This window comes from Gracilibacillus orientalis (assembly GCF_900114645.1).
Taxonomy (GTDB): Bacteria; Bacillota; Bacilli; order Bacillales; family Amphibacillaceae; genus Gracilibacillus; species Gracilibacillus orientalis.
On sequence record NZ_FOTR01000001.1, the window covers coordinates 468,629 to 488,813 of the forward strand.

A 20,185-nucleotide genomic window follows, 5' to 3' on the forward strand; every position below is an offset into this window, starting at 1 on the left:
TGAATTATTCTCCAGCTACGATTGCTAGATTCTCTTGCCATTTTTCAGTTTGAAATTCAAGGAGTTGTTGATAACCTACGTCTTGAGCCGCTGTTTCAGCTTCTTCCATAATTTGTTCGACTTCTTCATCACTTTGTGCATAAACTGCTTTGGCACGAGCCTCCTCAAAAACTTCTCCTACACGTTGCTGAATAATCCCTTCCTCACTTTCAGGGATCGGACTAATATTTAAGTATTGTGTTGCATCATATTGAGTATCCCATGTAATCGTATTTTGCCAGTGAGTCGTCCAGTTACGATGTTCTTCAGGTAAACTTTCTTCAAAATTAGCTTTCGCTGTATCTAAGAAATTGGAATTCCCATTCCATTGAAAATTCGCTGTATCTTCTTCTACTTTAGCTAAACCTTCAGGATCCTCATAGTATTTTTCCGTGAATTGCGGAAATCCTTCTTCATCAAATCCATCCCAATACTCTCCCTCAGGGCCAAATATGAGTGAAGACTGCCCTTCAGGTCCAGTTAACCAATCTAAGAAAGCAAACACTTTCTCGGGATCTTCCGCACCTTTAGTAATAACACTTACATTCCACCCCATCATATTATAAGAACCAGGGTAAACTTCATTTGGATCTAATCCTTCTTTATGAATCGGATGAATCATAAAATAGCCTCCATCAGGATCTTCTTCCAATAAATCATAATGACCTGTTCTAGCATGATCAGTCGGACTTGCAGATGCGAAAACAGCTATGTTACCTGCTGTTACTTTTTCTATAACCATATCCTGGTCTTGTGTCAATGCATCTTGTGTAATCAGTCCTTCACGGAACAATTTACTAACATATTGTAATGATTCGGTATAATTCTCATCCATAAAAATGGACGTTAACTGATCTCCGTTCGGTACAGCTACATTGTTAATGTTAGCTGGAGATTCTCCCTCGGCAAAAGCAGAGTATAAAACATTAATACCTTGACCATCTATCCCTGTTTCAAACGGAATAACATCCGGGTAATTCTCTTTCACTAATTGTAAGTATTCATATAAATCTTCTGTTGTCTCTAAAGGTGGGGATCCTAAATCTTCATAAATTCCTTTATTTACTACATACCCTGCATTACCGAATGGACTGGAATTATACCAGTTCGGAAATTGATATAACTTGCCATCATCCGAACGAAGCATATTAATACCTTCTTCACCAAACCAGTCTCTTAAATTCGTATATTTATCAAGATAAGGATCTAATGGTACAAGTGCTCCACCTTCCCGTAATCTTTCAACAGATGCCCCACGATCTGTCCAAATAAAATCAGGCAACTCATCTCCTGCAATCATGGTGGTTAATTTTTGTTCAGCATTACCACCTCCGTCAATCGCGGTTATATCTACTTTTTTATTCTCTTTGATCCAAGCTGTCGCTACATCGTCCCCCCATCCAGGCATGGTGTACCAGTCATAATTGCCAAACATTGAAATTTCCAGAGTCTCTTCACCGAAAACAAATAATTCATCCTCTTCACCTGCTTCATCATTTGTTTCGGAATCATTTTTCTCTTCTTCTACACTTTCAGTGGTATCACTATCAGAACATCCAGCAACAATTCCAACAGTTAATAGAAATACAAGTAACAGATACCAATGAATACTCTTTTTCCTCATTGCACTCAACCCCTTTTTCAATAAATTATTATTTAAGCATGTAGCCTTAAACCAATTTTATTGCACTACTCTTTCAGTGATCCGATTAGTACCCCTTTAACAAAGTGTTTTTGAACAAATGGATAAACTAATATAATCGGAATTGTCGCTACCATCATCGTGGCCATTGATAAAGATTTTCCGGTAACTTTCGCTACATTGGACATATGCGCTAAAGCTCCCGCATCGAGCTGACTCATTTGTGATGTTACGGTATTAGAATTCAATACTTGTCGAAGTAAAGTCTGGATTGGTATCAAGTTTTCTGAAGAGATATAAATACTAGGAAAAAACCAATCATTCCAATGGAACACAGCGGTAAACAAGGATAATGTAGCGATAACAGGTCCTGACAAAGGCAGCACAATTCGGAAGAAAATTTGCCAGTTCCCACATCCATCTATCTTAGCTGATTCCTCCAACCCTTTAGGCAATTGTTGAAAGAAGGTACGGAAAATAATCATATTCCACACTAATACAAGTGTTGGGATAATCATCGCCCAAAATGAATCCATCAGCCCTATTCCTCTAACAAGTAGAAAAGTTGGAATTAAGCCACCGCTAAAAAACATCGTTAATAAACAGAAAATCATAAAAAACTTTCTACCAATTAATTCTTTTTTCGATAAGCCGTATGCCAATAATGCTGTGACTAGAACAGATAGAAAAGTACCAATTACCGTCCTTAACACGGAGATCAAAAAGGCATTCAATAATCGTTTATCCTGAAAAACGATTTGATAATTTTCCAATGTGAAATCCCGTGGCCAAAAGGTTACACCGCCAAGCATCGTGTCCTGCCCACTATTAAAGGAAATCACTAACGAATTCCAAAATGGATAGAACGTCACGAAACCTAATAAAATCAGAAAAATATATATGCAAACTATCATGATCCGATCACGAAATGTCGGTTTTATCATTTGTTCTTCACCTCTTCTCTTTCTTTACCAAAGACTATTGCCATTCCTGCGAGCGATATAATTGGCCAATGTTAACAAACCTACACTTATAAGCGCTTTAAATAGACCAATTGCTGTTGCATAGGAATACCTTCCACTTCCAATACCTACCCGGTAAACATACGTATCAATAACATCGGAAACAGATCGTAATATTGCCGAATCTCCTAAAATTAATAAATCTTCAAAACCAGCGTTTAATAAATTTCCAACTTCTAAAATAAAAAAGATAACAATGATAGGCATAATGGAAGGAATCGTTATTAAAAATATTTGCTTAAATCGACTTGCCCCATCTAATGCTGCTGCTTCATAAAGCTGTTGATCCACTCCTGCAATTGCTGCAATATAAACAATCGAAGCGAAACCAATCGATTTCCATAGATTAGTAGAAACGATAATCGTCCAAAAATATTCAGGGATTGCTAGAAAACTAATCGATCCATCAATCAACCCTATTTTTTCTAATACAATATTTAAACTGCCATTGTCTGTCGATAATATCGACATCGTAAATCCAGCAACGATCACCCAAGATAAAAAATGTGGTAAATAAGTGATGGTTTGTACCGTTCTTTTGAAGGCCATGTTTTTTACTTCATTTAACATAAGAGCAAGCATGATTGGTGCAGGAAAACATATTAAAATCTTCAATCCACTAATAACAAAGGTATTACGCATTATTTCCAGAAACCTTGGATCAGAAAAAAACATTTTAAAATGCTCTAGTCCAGCCCATGAACTTCCCATCATCCCCTCAAAAATGTCATAATCCTGAAAAGCCATTATCACGCCATACATTGGTATATAGTTAAAAATAAAAATAAATAATAATCCCGGTATCACCATCATTTGCAAGTCAAATTGGCCAAAGTATCTTTTGATAAAACTTTTCTTTTTATTAGCTTTTATATCACTTGTGATGATCTCTGATTTCACTCCCATTTAGCATTACCCCCTTTTTGAGTCAAAACCATAAAAAAACATAAACATCCCAGACGCTCTAAGATGTTTATGTTCTCCATGTTGAGTAAAAGATAATCAAGCTTTTATTATTGGATAAGATAACTATACCAATTAAAATAACGAATTGCAATCCCTTTTTAAAGTTTTTGTAAAAAATAACAACAACGATTAATCATCTCCTATTTTTATAGGACAAATATACCATTTCTGAGTATTTATCATAATACCTATTGAATTTACAACCTAATTTATCTAAACTGTAGAAGTGTAAGAGTCTATTTTTCCGTTGCAAAAATGGAGGTGAGATCACAAATTGGAGCTCTTACTATTATTTTTTACTTCTTCAGGTATAGACATCTAGTATTATAATCAAGGAGGGAAAGTAATGAGTGTAGAAGTTAGTAAACTTAGTTTTCTAAAGGTCGTATTGATGGTTGTAGGATTATGTTGTGTGTCTTTAGCTTTCACCACGATGGTTTCTGCTCACGGATATGTTAGTAACCCTGATAGCAGAGCGCTGTTATGCGCAGATGGTGTTAATGTTGATTGTGGAGCTGCTGTATATGAACCACATAGTCTTGAAGGACCTGGTAATTTTCCTGAGGCTGGGGTAGAAGATGGACAGATTGCCAGTGCAGGAGGCGTCTTTCCTAAATTAGACGAACAATCTGAAAATCGTTGGGCGAAAGTTCCCATGTCAAGTGGAGCCTTCACCTTTGAATGGACATTAACTGCTGCACACGCTTCTTACAACTGGGATTACTATATTACAAAGGAAGGATGGGATCCTAATTCTCCGTTAGAACGATCAGATTTTGAATTATTCTGTACGCATAATGATAATGGACAACGCCCTGATTTCACAACAACACATGATTGTGAAATTCCTCAACGGTCAGGATATCATGTTATTTTTGCTTATTGGGAAGTAGCTGATACAGCAAATGGTTTCTATCAAGTAATTGACGCTAACTTTGACGGGGAATTTGAACCTGGAGATCCTGAGGAACCCGGAGATCCTGGTGACATACCAGAATGGGATCCAAACGCTGCCTATTTAAATGGTGATCAAGTTTCTTATAATGAAAGCGCTTATCAAGCGAAGTGGTGGACACAAGGGGATACTCCTGGTGAATCAGACGTTTGGGAATTGATAAGCGGGGACGCGCCTGAACAGCCTGAAGCTCCAGAATGGTCCAGCACCACTGCATATAATAGTGGAGATCGTGTTACGTATCAAGGTGTCCTATACGAAGCACTCTGGTGGACACTAAGTGAAACACCAGATACAAGTAACGTATGGGTTGTCGTCAACTAGATCTGAAAATACATTAAATAAAATAACAAAATCTCCAAGGTTAAATACAATTACCCCTGTTTCAAAAATATGAAACAGGGGCTTTTACTGTTAGTATAATTCGTATTACTGCAACTAAACAGTAAAAAATAGTTCAGTATGGAGTACATATTGTTCGGTTGTACTCCTTCACTGAACTGCTTACAGTACATTCATTTGTCTCAATGCAGGCACACCATCAATCGGTACCGCTCCAATTGTTTTCTTATAAAACTCCACAGGTCCTGCATCACCAATGATCGCATATGCATAACCTTTAACTCTTAATTGAAACAAACTGGCCAACAACAACTGATAACCAATTCCTTGCCCTCTTGCACTTTCCTTCACTCCGGTAGGACCAAAAAAGTTTCGAAATGTCGTATCATAACAGGCAAAACCTAATATGTCTTTATCTTGGACTGCGATTAGACAATTAGCCGGTATCTTTGCGCAAGCGACTTCACATTCACTTACCCAGTTTTCAGAAAAATGCTCTCGGACCCAATCAAGCACTTTATGCTTTTCTGGTGGTAAAACATGTCGTATTTGATAGCTTTGCGTGCTATCAAGTGAATCTTCCGATAATGAATATAAATTGACTAACATATCTGTCATTATCATTTCCCCCCTAAAAACTTTAAACAAGTCGGTTTAATCATTTCATATTTATCAGGTAGCTGTTGTAATGTACCGTCTGAGGTAATTTTCAGCACTGTAATCATGTCACTATGCTCATTAGCAACCAAAATAAATGCACCATCTGGCGTAACGGCAAAATTTCGCGGCCAGCGCCCTAAAGTTGATACTTCATCATGAAAGGTTAGCATGCCATCGGTAAACACCTGAAAAACGGTAATAGAATCTCTTCCCCTATTGGATACATATAGGAAATGCTCGTCTGGAGAAAAGTGAATATCTGCACAATAGTTATCTATCACTACATCTTGAGGAATAGTAGAAATCTCCTGAATAAGCTCAATCTCTAACTTTTCTTGATTAAAACGATAGACCGAAACAGTAGAACTGAATTCATTTGCAATATAAATGAACTTTCTATTCTGGTAAACAACTATATGCCGTGCCCCCTTATCCATTCCTAATTCAAATGAATGAACATGTATTAACCTTTGTTGATTACGATCTAATCGAAACAATGATAAAGAGTCCTGTCCTAAATCTGTGACTAAAAAAGTATCCTGATCACCTAACGGATAACAAGTATGTGGGTGTGAATTCTTTTCTTGATGAACAATAGGCAGTGTAACTACGTCGCTACATGTTTCTACTGAACCATCTTCTTGAAGTGGATGTAACGAAATGTTCCCTTCGCCATAGTTCGCGATTAACAAAAATTCTCCTTCTTCATCGGCATGGACATAACAAGGGCCTGATCCTTTTGTAGACTGTCTCCCAACTTCAATGAACTGCGAATCAAGCTGAAACCCTGCTACTTCTCCGTTATCTACCTCACTGACAGCATAAATGGTATCTAAATAAGGGTGAATCGCTAAAAAAGAAGGGGATTGAATCCCCTTTACAGCCAACAGCTTTTTAAATGACTGCTTTTTAAAATCGTATGTTATGACTTGTATCGCTTCATCCTCTTCTTGCCCATATCCTCCAACAAACATTTTATAGCTACTCATTTGAATGTTTCTCATTCCTTCCAAATATTTTTCCTTTAATAGATCGGTAATACATGAAAAAACACATTCGGTGATGCCATACGATAATAGTAACTGGACCAGCCTAAACCAGTTGTTTTATCCAGATTAGCATTAAACGGCAGACGCTCTTGTTCCAGTTCTTCAATCCTCTCCATCTCACCATTCAAATAATCAGTAATTCGTTCTATCGCGGTTTCTAAACGAGCAATAAGTCCACCATAACGAATATCGATAACTTCCCAGCCAAAAGGTTTATTAATGGTTAACCATTGCTTTTTATGCGCATCTCGTAAAACCTTGACTTTATCAATAATTTCAGGTATTTCCTGATCAGTAATTTGCCGTAATGTCTCAAACTGTTTATTATCATAAGCAGTTTTTAACGTTATTCCGATAGAAGCCTTTTGTGCTAACACCCTTGACAATTTCTCTGGCACTTCAAAAATAAAGTTAAGCTCTACACTTTGATGGCGTGACTGTTTAATCTTTTTTTCCAATTGTTGATAATGAGCAGAAACGTCATGTTCTACCCCTTCTATATGTTTATCAAATAAGCCGAGAAGTACATCTTGCCATAGCAAAAATTTCGATGGATTTGTTTGATCCAAGTTTCCATTTGCCACTCCTGGAATCGCATCTAGATCATTTAACTGTAAAAAGCTCTCCGCATCTAAACCGGTACAAAATCTCGTACGGGCATACCATTGTTCCTTATCAACAGTCTTTTGATATTGATGTTCTGCATACAATTGTAAGCCTAACAACGCTGAGTAAAAGTTATTTTCGTAACCATCGTCTCCCCACAAAGTGACAAACACGTCTTCTACGCCTTCCTGCTTACACATCGTCAGAGCCGCTTCACTCGTTTGTAACGATAGTCCATAATTTGTTGCAAATGTATTCCATACCCAAATACCACCCGCAAATGCAGGTGTTTGCCCTAATTGTTTATGTTTAGTAATCAGTGCCTGATAATCTTCTTGTTTCGTATGGAAATAATCCCAATACATTAATTGGACATTTTCGGGAATTTTATTTTGCATATCATTCGAAATTTCCGTTGACATATCATACTGATCATCCCCAGAATCAGAAACAAGTTTTAGAAACATATCACTCCACATCATGACATCGAGTTCGAGTTCATCTGTTATTTCTTTTACCTTTCGTAAATGATCTGTCATTAAATCCAGTCGATCTTTATATCCAAATCTATTTAAGTAGATGCCTCTGCCTAATTCCTCCGCTTCATCCATTCCAATATGAACACGGTTACTTCGAAAAGGTTTAGTAGCAGCAGTAATCATTTTTTGCAGGAATTCATAAGTAGCATCTTGTTCCACTAACAAGACACCTCTTGTATCTTTAAGGTGAGCTGATGCATCCCACTTTAAAAACTCTTCTAAGTGTGCAAGTGTTTGAATACATGGAATCAACTCGATACTAAATTGCAAAGCATAATCATCAAGTTCCTTTAATTCTTGCTGTGAATAACGTCCCCGCATATATCCAAAGTAAGGGAAATCTTTAACTTCATACGTATCTTCCATGTAAAGCATTGCAGAATTAAATCCCATTAATGCCATTTTTCGAAGCATATATTTAAATTGATCTACACGCATCACAGCATTTCTAGACAGGTCAAACATCGGACCAATTGTCTGAAATTGTGGAATTTCTTTAATCATAAACGTTGCTTGTTCTTCACTGTGTTGGATAAATAAACCAATCGCTCTATAGACATGATAGGCTTGACCATAAGAGATAAACCCTTCACCATTTCTGAACTCAACAACTGTATCCTTACTATCGCTCTTCTCTATTGTTAATGGAATTCCGTCTTCACGGAGGGTGAAATTAATTTCCTTCTGCAACTCTTCAATACCAGGTAAAAATGCGTGAAATTCTCCTTGTAATAAAATATACAAATTGATCACCTTTTCTTTTATGATTGTCTTTCAATCGTTAACCTTTGACCGCTCCGGATGTTGCTCCTTTTTCAAATGTCTTCTGAACTACTAGATAGAAAATCAGTACAGGAATTACTGTCATCGCAATCGCTGCAGTCATTAAACCGTAATCGGTACCATATTGTGAACTAACATTAGATAATAACACTACGATTGGTGCTACTTTTTCGTGTGAGACTAATACTAATGAGGAAAATAAATCGTTATATGACCAAAGGAATACAAATATACCCACTGTTGCGAAAGAAGGTAATGATATCGGTAAGAATATTCTAGTAAACATTTTGAAGCGACCGCAGCCATCCATTACAGATGCCTCTTCCAATTCTTTTGGGATGGTCGCCATATAACCACTGATAACCAAAATAGCAAAAGGCAGATTACCCGCAGTATGAGGAATAATCAGCGCAAGGTATGTATTGACAAGGTCCATTTGAATCATCATCCGGTATACAGGAACAATGGTAGCAAAAGCCGGAATTAGCAAACTCGCAATTAACAAAGCTTGTAATAACCCTCTTAACTTAAATTGCATCCGTGCCATTGCAAAAGCTGCTAACCCACCAATAAACAATACAAGTAGTACAACAGATCCAGATATAATAAAACTATTCATATAACTCTTTCCTATGTTAACCGTTTCAAACGCATTGACATAATTTTGCATCGTTGGGTCAGTTGGCATTTTAAATGTATCCGTAATAATCTCACGTGAGTCCTTAAAAGAATTCAAAAATACCCATGCTAAAGGAAAAATGGTAGTCATTGACCATAAAGTAAGTACGACGTAAATAAATATTTTCCCTACTTTTGACTGAGAAAAATATCTTTCTTGAAACCTTTCCCAAAATGTTAAACGGTCCTTAGTATAAGTATGCAATGGCAAACACCTCTCTTCCTTTTAGTATGTTACTTCTTCTTTTTGCAATAATTTGTTCGTAATAAACGCTAAAGTTAAACCTAAAACAACGATTAATACTGCGATAGTAGCACCATATCCCATTGCCGTATCTTCAAATGCCTTCTGATACATATAGGTTCCTAATACTTCCGAGGAACTTCCAGGACCACCTCTGGTAATAATGTATACCAGTTCAAATATCTTTAACGTACCGGTAATAGCAAGAACAATACATGTTTTCAAATCACTCACTATTAACGGAATCGTCAGTTTAAACATCTTTTGTACACCGGTAATCCCTTCTAAAGCAGCTGCTTCATAAAAGTCATCTGGGATTTTTTGAATAGCCGTTAGCAATATCACAAAGTAAAAACCAACATAATTCCATATCGTTGGGATAGCTACCATGTATAAGGACGATTGCTCGGTGAGCCATAACACTCTTTCTAAACCAAGATTAACTAAAATCTCATTCAGCAAACCATTTCTGTAATTGTAGATCAGCGTAAATAATAACCCGATTGCTGCCCCGGAAATGACGATCGGAAAGAAAAATGTAGTACGGTAAAACCCGGTACCTTTCGTAATCGCATTGACCATTATCGCAAGAATAAGTGCGATCCCAACTTGAAAAATCGTCACGTATAACATTAACTCCAAGGAATTGAATAATGCTTCTCTAGCAATCTCATCATTCCATAACCGAACGTAGTTATCTAGTCCAATAAACGTAGAATTAAAGAATCCATCCGTTTTATAAAAGCTCTGCAGAATATTTTCCACAAACGGATAATACAAAAAGATGCCTGTTATGATAAAAGCAGGCGTGAGAAAGAGAAAAACATACAGTTTATCACCCTTCATGATATCCTCCCTTCCAGATGAGCAACGAGGCTGACACTGATACAGCGACAACCTCCTATTTGCTCTCTAGTTATCTATTACTCTTCCATTTCAACTGCTTCCTGTAATACTTGCTCACCAGTTTTATTTCCACTCACAATTTCCGGTACACTCGTACGCATATGGGTAAACGCTTCTGGATAAATGCGGTCATTAATCGGTAATGCTACTGCTGGTGCATCACTTATTAATTGATGACCACCCTCTAAATATGCTGGCAAACCTTCTAATGCACCTTTTGCTGGTGGTTGACCTGTTGCTCCCGCAATCCGAACTATTACTTCTTCAGAGGTTAAATAGTTAAATAGATCTACCACTGCATCGTGCCTCGCTTCATCTTCATAAGATTTGGTACTGATAAACCATCCTTGAGATGCACCACCAACAATTTCACCAGTTTCGCCTCCATCAGCATAAACCGGCATCGGTAAAACGGTTACATCTTCGCCCATTTCCGCTTCTTCCAACTGCCCCCATAACCAGGAACCTTCGAAAATCATTGCTGCTTGTTCCTGTTTAAATAATTCTTGAGCCATAGCTAGATCTATCGTAGCTGCATCAGGAGTAAATGCTCCCATATCAGCATGTTTCTTTATATTATCTAAACCTTCAGCCCACGCTGGATTTTGGTCTGCTAATTCTGCTGAGTAATTTTCCATCCCACCTGCAGCAAGTGCATAGTGTTCTACTACATAATAAGAGTCCTCTGTTGACGCTGCAATTGGAACAATATCTGTTTCAGCAAACGCTTTAATTGCTGCTTCATATTTCTCCCAAGTGGTAGGTAGTTCAATACCTTGTTCTTCAAATAATTTTTCATTAACGAATAATCCTTCATAGAAACCTGATTGTGGTGCAGCATAAATGTTACCGTCGCTATGTCTTTGTTGTTCAAGCATGGAGTTAAATCCAGATAAGTCTATGTCTTCAGCTTCCTCTAAGTTCACAACCTTACCTTCTTCGATAATCCCTTCTGCATCTATTGTATTAAAATAGAACATAATATCAGGTTCGTTATCAGAAGAGAAATCTGTATTTACTTTAGTACGAATTGTACCGGCATCTGCTGATTGTGAGTCATTTTCAATAGTTACATGCGGATTTTCGCTCACAAATTCATCTAATACTTCTTGGAATACTTCACCTGCGGGATCCGTACCCGCCATAGTCGTTACCACTCGAAGATCAACTTCTCCAGATGCTTCTTCTGTATCTGCGTCTGTCTCTTCAGCACTGTCAGAATTGTCATCACTGTCTACCGGAGTTGAACCGCTTTCATCATTTGAACATGCTACTAAACCTATTAAAACAAACAAAAGAACTAACAACAGACTCCATTTAAATTGCTTCAACCTAACTACCCCTTTTCTTTAAAGTTTATCAACAACCTATGTACAGTTGTCTATACCTAATATAGCTTTAGGGGGTTGAAATGTCAATACCTTTTCTATAATTCTTCCATATTCAACCATCATCTCAATAAACCGGTTAGAAACCTTAATAAATCAATCTATAATAGTAGTATATTTCTCATTAATACCATACTATTTTTCGATCATACTATTGCTTAAATCCTTCCTCATTTAAAAGATCTGTTGTTTTGGATAAAAATCACTACACATGTATATACCATTTACAACCTTTTTGTCATAACTGTTCACACACTTTTCACAAAAAATAAACCATATCTTTTCATTAGGTATAGACAACCATACTTTAAACTGATATTCTATAATTAACAACTTATTCTCTAAAGGTGTGATCATAATTGGATAGACAAAAGCTTTTGATTAAAAATATGAAAATATATGCAGAAAACAAGAAACTTCATAACGGATTCATTAAAATCAAGGATCATATCATCGAAGAAATTGGTACATTAGACCACTTAACAACAGAAGAGGGATACCGAATCCTTGATTTTTCAGATAAACATGTAAAAGCGATTCCTGGATTAATCGACGTTCATATACACGGCGCAAACGGAGCTGATGTAATGGATGGTACGAAACAGGCATTGCAAACAATGGCTGATACATTACCGAAAGAAGGAACGACTTCTTTTTTAGCAACTACTATGACCCAAAGTAACGACGATATCGAAAAAGCGATTAAAAATGCCGTTTCCTACATGGACCAGCAACATTCAGGAGAAGCTGAGATTATCGGGATTCATTTAGAAGGGCCATTCATCAACATAAAGCGAAAAGGAGCACAATCCGAAGCACATATAAAAGAACCTGATATTACACTCTTTCAAAAATGGCAGCAATTAGCGAACAAACAAATAAAACTTGTCACACTTGCGCCGGAAGTAAATGGTGGAATGGAATTTATTCAACATTTAAAAAGTCAAGGCATTATTGCATCAGCAGGACATACCGATGCCACAGCCGAACAAATTAAGACAGCTATCAAATATGGCTTATCCCATATTACACATTTGTATAACCAAATGCGCGGCTTTCATCATCGGGAACCAGGTGTAGTAGGTGCAGCATGGCTTCAGAAGGAGTTGATGGTAGAAATGATAGCTGACGGTGTTCACTCTACCCCTGAAGCGATCCAGACAGCTTTTGAGCTCAAAGGGAAAGACAGATTACTCTTAATAACAGATGCAATGAGAGCAAAGTGTCTGCATGATGGTCATTATGATTTAGGCGGCCAAAAGGTTAATGTCGTAGAACAAAAAGCAAGACTAGATGACGGTACACTAGCAGGTAGCACTTTGAAATTGGGAGATGCAATGAAAAATATCATCCATTTTAGTGGTTGTACTTTCGAGGAGGCGATCGCCATGACATCTGCAAATGCTGCAAAAGAATTGGGCATGATAAACAGAAAAGGTACAATTGCTGAAAAAAAAGATGCCGATATCGTTTTATTAGATGATAACAATGATATCCTTCTTACACTATGCCGCGGAGAAATTGCTTACGAAAGGATGTAACAAAAGATGAAATTAATTCGCACAACTAATCATCTAGAAATGAGTAAAATTGCAGCAAATATTATCTTAGATAGAATTAAATCAAGTTCACATATCACATTGGGATTAGCTACTGGTGGGACCCCCATTCAAACATATGCCCATTTAGCGCAAGATTATCAGGAAAACCAAACTTCCTATCAACATGTCAGCACATTTAATTTAGATGAGTATATTGGACTTCCCGAAGAGGATCCTAACAGTTACCACTATTATATGTATAAGCATTTTTTCAGCAAAGTAAATCTTCCTCAGGATCAAACTTTCATTCCAAATGGACTTGCGCAAGATTTGGAAGCAGAATGCCAAGCATACGAAGAAATGATAAAACAACACAACGGGATTGATCTACAACTATTGGGATTAGGTAAAAATGGACACATAGGGTTTAATGAACCTGGAACATCATTTGATCAACATACACACATCGTATCATTAACTCAATCAACGATTCAGGCTAATGCCCGCTTTTTTGACTCAATCGAGCATGTTCCTAGACATTCCATCACAATGGGAATTGGTTCAATCATGGAAAGCAAAGAAATATTGCTCTTGGTCTCTGGAAAAGAAAAGAATCAAGCACTTAATAAACTCATACATGGTCAAATAGACGAACAATTTCCAGCATCTATCCTAAACAGGCATGAAAATGTTACCATCATTGCAGATGAAGATGCTATAATGGATACTAATATTTAATAAAGCATCATGTAAAAGCCAGTGATATTGCCCGAAAAAATCCCTTTTTCACAATATAAATCTAACGCTAGATAAGTGGGTGAACTTCCATCAGCGGAGTTAGCACCGTGAAAATCCACTTCATATATTAGCAATAAGAGCAAATACTGAAAGGAGATAGTCCAATGATAGATAAGCAATCACCAATCCCTATTTATCATCAGTTAGAGGAACAAATTAAATCCAAAATAGAAAATGGTGATTACAACCCAGGTGACGCATTACCATCCGAGAGAGAATATGCTGAGCAACTGAACATCAGCAGAATGACAGTACGGCAAGCAATCACTAATTTAGTAAATGAACGTTATTTACATCGTGTAAAAGGTAAAGGAACGTTCATAACAGAGCAAAAATTAGAACAAAACTTAAACGGACTTACAAGCTTTACAGAAGACATGAAAGCACGCGGGATGGATCCAAGCAACAAATTAATAAACTTTGAAATGATTCCTGCCAACCAGAGTTTAGCTGAGCAGCTTGATATACCAGAACACGCGCCAATTTATGAGATAAAACGAATACGATTAGCAGAGAATATTCCCATGGCTCTGGAACGTACTTACATATCTGCAAATTTGATTAAAGGTTTGACCGATAACATTGTCCAAAACTCGATTTACCAATATATCGAGAATGAAATGGGTTTGAAGATAGGAAAAGCAAGTCAAATATTTGAAGCTACTATTGCAAATGAGGAAGAGATTGAATATTTGGAGATACCAGAGCAATCACCGGTCCTCTTTATGAAAAGAACAACACAACTAGAAAATGGCACTACATTTGAAGTGGTTAAATCCTCTTACCGTGCAGATCGCTACAAATTTATGCTTGATCTAGAACGTTAATAAGGAGCGACGTATTATGGTCAAAACAGTTACAGAAGCGACAAATCAAAAATCACTTTCAATTGATGAAATGGACGCTATCGATATCGTTTCTTTAATGCTGGAAGAAGATCGCCATATTCAAGAAGGAATTCAAAAATCATTAACGGCGATTGCAGAATCAGTTGAGCTGATTGTAGACAAGTGGCAACATGATGCTCGTGTCTTTGTTGTTGGCGCTGGAACAAGTGGACGTATCGGTGTATTAGACGCAGTTGAGCTTGGGCCAACATTTTCGATCGACCCTGACCGTTGGATCGCGTTTGTTGCTGGTGGAAAAAACGCGATGTGGGAACCGCTTGAGCAACATGAAGATAGCGCATCCGATATTGTCCAGGAATTACAGTCATGCAATTTTAATGAAAACGATGTACTGATTGCTATTAGTGCGAGCGGCACTACTCCCTATTCGTTAGCTGCTCTTACCTATGCAAAAGAAAAACAGGCTTCCTCGATCTCGATCAGCTGTAATCATCAAACAATGTCAAGTGAATTAAGTGATGTCGCCATCGAATTGATAGTAGGTCCTGAAGTAATCAGAGGATCAACAAGATTAAAAGCCGGTACCGCCCAAAAAATAGCCATCAATATGATTTCAACTGCTACCATGATTAAACTGGGAAAAGTGTATCAGAATGAGATGGTAGATATGCAGCTCATTAATCATAAATTAGTAAAACGAGCCGAAACGATGTTGATGCAATTGACAACTCTTAATGAAGAAGAAGCAAAAGCATTAATGAACGAAACAAACAACGATGTAAAGCTTTCCCTAATTATATCCAAAACAGGTTGCACCATACAGGAAGCAAATAACTATCTAATCAGAGCAAATAATCACGTAAAAAAAGCGATCCAATTATATGAAACCAATCAGAGGAATAGTGAAAACAAATGAAGTAATATATCTCTTCACAAATCGTATAGTCTTCGCTATAATAGAGAAAGAATAAAGTACATAAGTGATCGAGGTTTTTATAAAAAAGGAGGATCCTCATGAATATCGCATTAATCATCGGTGTTATTGTGGCATTTATAGTAGCTATCTTCGCTGCAGGATACGAAGCGAAACATTAAACGAAAGGCTTGCTCTTAACGAAAGCAAGCCTTTTTCTTATTAATGATGTAACTGAAAACATTTATACCCATACGCTTCCATTGTTACTGTTGTTTCTTCTACTACTACCTCTTGGTTTGAGAATAATTCTATTGCCTTTCTATTTGTTAGTCCTTCTATTTCAATAATTTTCGTCTGGTCACTGTTATTTAAAACAAAAATAAGCTCTGCTTCTTCTACTTGTTTTTGATAGACAACTACATCTTCATCGACCGTAAGAAACCTGAATTCTGCGCAGTTTCCAAATGCAGATACTTCTTGCCGCATCTTTATAAGCTTTTGTATAAAGTGGAATAATTCCCGATCTTGCTTTGACTCATTCCATTCCATGCATTTACGGCAGCCTGGATCACCTCCACCTGTTATGCCAATCTCGTCACCATAGTAAATGCATGGTGATCCAATGAAGGACAGTTGGAATAGGTAAAGCAGTTTAATCTGGTCTTTATTACCTTCCGCCATTGTTAAAATTCTTGCCGTATCATGACTGTCCAGCAAATTAAATGCCGCTTCATTAACATTTTGCGGATACATATGCAATACATCAGTGATACTATCTGCAAATGTTTGACTGTCCATCTGCTGCGTAGCGAAAAATTCAACCGAGCTATTGGTAAAAGGATAATTCATCACGGCATCAAATTGATCCCCCTGTAACCAAGGCATGGAATCATGCCAAATCTCTCCTAGAATATAGGCTTCAGGCTTAGCATCCTTGACTACTTTTCGAAAATCACGCCAAAAGGCATGGTCTACCTCATTTGCTACATCTAAACGCCAACCGTCAATATCGAACTCCTCTATCCAAAATCGAGCGACATCAAGCAGATATTCTTTCACTTGTGGATGGGCAGTATCTAACTTCGGCATGGATGCTACAAACCCAAACGCATCATAATTGGGATAACCATCTGCTTTAACTGGGAACTCCCATATATGAAACCAATCTTTATAACGAGAATGATTTTGATTCTTTAATACATCTTGAAATGGCTGAAAATAATAGCCACTGTGATTGAACACTGCATCCAACATTACTTTGATTCCACGCTTATGACATTCTTTCACTAACTTGCGAAATGTCTCTTTATCCCCAAATTGTGGATCAATTTCGAAATAATCAATCGTGTCATATTTGTGATTCGAATATGCTTTAAAAATAGGAGTAAAGTAAATGCCATTAATACCTAAATCCACTAAATAATCCAGATGATCCATGACACCTTGAAAATCGCCTCCGAAAAAATTGGTCGGGCTTGGTTCTTCACTGCCCCAAGGTAATGTACCTTCTGGATTTAAAGAGGAATCCCCATTCGCAAATCGTTCAGGGAAAATCTGATACCAAACAGTATCCTTCACCCAGTCAGGTGCTTGAAATATATCGATCTCATGTAAATATGGTAAACAGAAGTAATTACCTATTTCAGAAGGGATCGTCTTATAAAAACCCCTTTCCGTTACAATAACCTTCTCCTTTTGATTGTCCATACATTGAAAGCCATAGCGTAATCTTCTGTATGTAGGTTTAATAGATATCTTCCAATAGTCTGTTAAATGAGTAGAACCTGTTTTGATCATTTGTTCTGTTTTATACTGCCATTGATCACCTTTAAAATCGTAGGGATCCGCAAAAATTAATTCGACTGTTTCTACATCACCTTTTTTCGTTTCTAACATAATATTAATTGTTTCTTTATCTCTTGCGTAAATATATGGATTAATTGCTCTGTGTTTTATAGCTTCAATAAACATTTAACATACCCCTTTCTATATATTAACAACCCCATTAATATTAATGGGGTTGTAGAAAAGCATTGCCCGTTTATGATAGGTTAATCACGCCATATTGAAGTTATGACATCAGTACCTTCACTTGGTACTGTATACGTATGATTTGTTCCGCTTTCCCAAATCACATTACCTTCTGTATCTTTTTTAATAAATTTATACTCTAATGGATAATCTGCAGGTACACTCACATCATAATACCATGTTGGATAAGAATACATCACTTGATTAAAGAATGGACCTATAGCTTTGTCGGTATCCCAATTTCCCAATTCCTGTGTATTTCCAACTACATATATATCTTCTCCGTAATTAGTAGATGCCTGTTCAACTACAATTCTTACGGGTAGTAAATGGTTTGTTAAAACTTCAACATTTAAATATGCGTTACTTTCCACACTATCTGCTGTCACCACTTTCACATCGTAAAGTCCTCCTGAAACTTCAGGAACAGTTAAAACGATTTCTGAATCACTCCACGTTGTAATGGATGCACCATTGTCATCAAATAAAACATCTCCCGGAGTATCTCCAAAACCTTCTCCATTCACTGTTATCTCATTACCAGGTTGTCCTGCCATTGGACCGACATGACCTATCTTTGGATCATCATTTGCTACCGTTATCTCCCAAACTGCTACTTCATTTGCCTGCAGCTCAAATTCGCTTACGGTACCATCACCATCTACATTTAACGAATTGCCATTTAACAAGCCATCCAACACATCAGAATAAGTGCCCTCTGGAAGATCCGTATTCATATTTGTTATCGTATAACTGTTTTCCCCACTATTTATTGCCGTTACGACTATATGATCTTCAAATTTTCTCTCATAAATATAAACATCCTCGTTCACCCAACGTTCGGTTGTCTTTCCATAACCTAATGCTAAATTACTTTTCCTTAAATGAGCAAGTTTACTAATAATCTGGTATGCTTTTGTCGTTTTATCGAAACCTGGCATAGGTTTTCTGTTTTCTGGATCTGATTCCCCAGTTAAATACTGCTCTGTACCATAGTAGATAGTAGGTACTCCACGGGAAGTTAGTAAAACTGCTAATGCCATCTCTGTATTCAAGTTAGAAGCAGATTCTTTTTGAAATCTGCTCATATCATGGTTATCAATAAATGTTACCTGATCATTCACTTCTTGATAACTAATGGACGTTTCCTCAATCATATCCTGATAATCCAACCAATTTTCTTCCTCAGACATTAATACAGCTCTTATTTGTTGACCATATTGGAAATCCAAAAGACTCATACCACTTTCATTTGCAAAGTCATGATTTTTAGTATCTACTTCACCTTGTCCCAAAAACCATTCTCCAAATGTAAACACTGGTTGATATGAATAGATATGATTCACAAGAGTTTCTTGCCACCCTTGGGACATATGTTTCACCGCATCTACTCTAATGCCATCAATTCCTTTATCTAACCATAATTCTATGGAATCCTTTAAATATTGATCTAATACTTCATTTTGCAGATCATAATCGGCCAAGTCATAAAGATTCTTATATATACCATCTTCATACGAAGAAAAATCAGTACCCTCATTATGATGGAATATGCCATGGGTATCATTTGAATAATTACTGATTAAGCTCCCTTCATCATAAATAGCCCCATTCTCTACATAACTTGTGTCCGTTTCCAAAGCTGGAGATGAATGATTGGGTGTAAAATCCATAATAATCTTTATTCCATTACTATGTGCGACATTAATTAGCTCATCAAAATCCTCAAAATCCCCATAAAATGGATTAGTTTTTTTATAATCTCTTGCCCAATAGCCATGATAAGAAGTATAACCTTCAGGATGTACGTTATAAATGTTTTCAACAGGTTGAGAAATCCATAATGCCGTAATGCCTAGGTCGGTAAAATACCCATCATTAATTTTTTCAATAATACCTTTCCAATCGCCACCCATATATTTGTGCAAATCTGTTTGACTATACAGTTGTCCCTCCGGGTTATTGGAAGGATCCCCATCATGAAAGCGATCCGTTACAATTTGATAAATCGTATCTTGGGAATAATTCACCTTATTTACATCTGAAGTAGCCTTCATTACTGATGATGAAGAATACATCATCACCAACACAACCATAATAAGCGCAATCGTTTTCGTTATAATTTTTAAAGAATCAAACAAAGTACGTCATCCTTTCCCCTTTTTATACTATTACATCTTTCCTCCTTTCCCAAAACAAACAACCCCCGACTTTGATAAAAGCCGGGGTTGT

General features: G+C 37.0%; 16 protein-coding genes. 5 read left to right on the top strand and 11 right to left on the bottom strand.

The window, feature by feature from the left end:
- Window positions 1-4: 4 nt before the first annotated feature.
- From BM121_RS02320 to BM121_RS02330, 3 genes are all read right to left on the bottom strand, one after another.
- Window positions 5-1,663 carry an extracellular solute-binding protein gene (locus BM121_RS02320; RefSeq protein WP_091480602.1) on the bottom strand — a complete coding sequence of 553 codons (1,659 nt, stop codon included), beginning with the start codon at window positions 1,661-1,663 and terminating at the stop codon, window positions 5-7.
- A 65-nt stretch (window positions 1,664-1,728) separates the two neighbouring features.
- Window positions 1,729-2,625, bottom strand: coding sequence for a carbohydrate ABC transporter permease (locus BM121_RS02325; RefSeq protein WP_091480605.1), 897 nt, complete (start codon window positions 2,623-2,625; stop codon window positions 1,729-1,731).
- Window positions 2,626-2,649: 24 nt separating this feature from the next.
- Complete coding sequence (locus BM121_RS02330) at window positions 2,650-3,516, bottom strand: ABC transporter permease (protein ID WP_425432204.1); 867 nt, start codon at window positions 3,514-3,516, stop codon at window positions 2,650-2,652.
- 499 nt (window positions 3,517-4,015) lie between these two features.
- On the opposite strand from BM121_RS02330, the gene BM121_RS02335 reads away from it, so the two are divergent.
- Complete coding sequence (locus tag BM121_RS02335; RefSeq protein WP_091480610.1) at window positions 4,016-4,948, top strand: lytic polysaccharide monooxygenase; 933 nt, start codon at window positions 4,016-4,018, stop codon at window positions 4,946-4,948.
- Window positions 4,949-5,128: 180 nt separating this feature from the next.
- Here the strand turns inward: BM121_RS02335 and BM121_RS02340 are convergent, their stop codons facing one another.
- The 6 genes from BM121_RS02340 to BM121_RS02365 form a co-directional block, all read right to left on the bottom strand.
- Window positions 5,129-5,584: a GNAT family N-acetyltransferase gene (locus BM121_RS02340; protein WP_091480613.1), complete on the bottom strand. Its 456-nt coding sequence runs from the start codon at window positions 5,582-5,584 to the stop codon at window positions 5,129-5,131.
- 2 nt (window positions 5,585-5,586) lie between these two features.
- Window positions 5,587-6,615, bottom strand: a complete 1,029-nt coding sequence (locus tag BM121_RS02345) for a lactonase family protein (RefSeq protein WP_175495287.1) — start codon at window positions 6,613-6,615, stop codon at window positions 5,587-5,589.
- Window positions 6,616-6,650: 35 nt separating this feature from the next.
- Window positions 6,651-8,564 (bottom strand): beta-N-acetylhexosaminidase, encoded by a 1,914-nt coding sequence (locus BM121_RS02350; RefSeq protein ID WP_091480619.1) that lies wholly within the window; start codon window positions 8,562-8,564, stop codon window positions 6,651-6,653.
- A 37-nt stretch (window positions 8,565-8,601) separates the two neighbouring features.
- The gene (locus tag BM121_RS02355; protein ID WP_091481247.1) at window positions 8,602-9,486 is read right to left on the bottom strand and encodes a carbohydrate ABC transporter permease; all 885 of its coding nucleotides are present in this window, start codon (window positions 9,484-9,486) and stop codon (window positions 8,602-8,604) included.
- Between the two features lie 21 nt (window positions 9,487-9,507).
- Complete coding sequence (locus BM121_RS02360; RefSeq protein WP_091480621.1) at window positions 9,508-10,371, bottom strand: carbohydrate ABC transporter permease; 864 nt, start codon at window positions 10,369-10,371, stop codon at window positions 9,508-9,510.
- 77 nt (window positions 10,372-10,448) lie between these two features.
- On the bottom strand, window positions 10,449-11,762 hold the full coding sequence (locus BM121_RS02365) for an ABC transporter substrate-binding protein (protein ID WP_091480624.1): 1,314 nt from the start codon (window positions 11,760-11,762) through the stop codon (window positions 10,449-10,451).
- A 416-nt stretch (window positions 11,763-12,178) separates the two neighbouring features.
- Here BM121_RS02365 and nagA point away from each other — a divergent pair, with 416 nt between their 5' ends.
- The 4 genes from nagA (at window position 12,179) to murQ (ending at window position 15,922) form a co-directional block, all read left to right on the top strand.
- A complete protein-coding gene (nagA, locus tag BM121_RS02370) occupies window positions 12,179-13,360 on the top strand; it encodes an N-acetylglucosamine-6-phosphate deacetylase (RefSeq protein WP_091480627.1) in 1,182 nt (393 codons plus the stop codon).
- 6 nt (window positions 13,361-13,366) lie between these two features.
- Entirely contained in the window at window positions 13,367-14,098 is a 732-nt protein-coding gene (gene nagB, locus BM121_RS02375) for a glucosamine-6-phosphate deaminase (RefSeq protein ID WP_091480629.1), read from the top strand.
- Window positions 14,099-14,262: 164 nt separating this feature from the next.
- Window positions 14,263-14,985 (top strand): GntR family transcriptional regulator, encoded by a 723-nt coding sequence (locus BM121_RS02380; RefSeq protein WP_091480634.1) that lies wholly within the window; start codon window positions 14,263-14,265, stop codon window positions 14,983-14,985.
- Window positions 14,986-15,001: 16 nt separating this feature from the next.
- Window positions 15,002-15,922 (top strand): N-acetylmuramic acid 6-phosphate etherase, encoded by a 921-nt coding sequence (murQ, locus tag BM121_RS02385; RefSeq protein ID WP_091480637.1) that lies wholly within the window; start codon window positions 15,002-15,004, stop codon window positions 15,920-15,922.
- A 219-nt stretch (window positions 15,923-16,141) separates the two neighbouring features.
- Here the strand turns inward: murQ and BM121_RS02390 are convergent, their stop codons facing one another.
- Window positions 16,142-17,893 (bottom strand): glycoside hydrolase family 13 protein, encoded by a 1,752-nt coding sequence (locus BM121_RS02390; protein WP_091480639.1) that lies wholly within the window; start codon window positions 17,891-17,893, stop codon window positions 16,142-16,144.
- Between the two features lie 80 nt (window positions 17,894-17,973).
- On the bottom strand, window positions 17,974-20,049 hold the full coding sequence (locus BM121_RS02395) for an alpha-amylase family glycosyl hydrolase (protein WP_091481250.1): 2,076 nt from the start codon (window positions 20,047-20,049) through the stop codon (window positions 17,974-17,976).
- Between the last annotated feature and the right edge of the window lie 136 nt (window positions 20,050-20,185).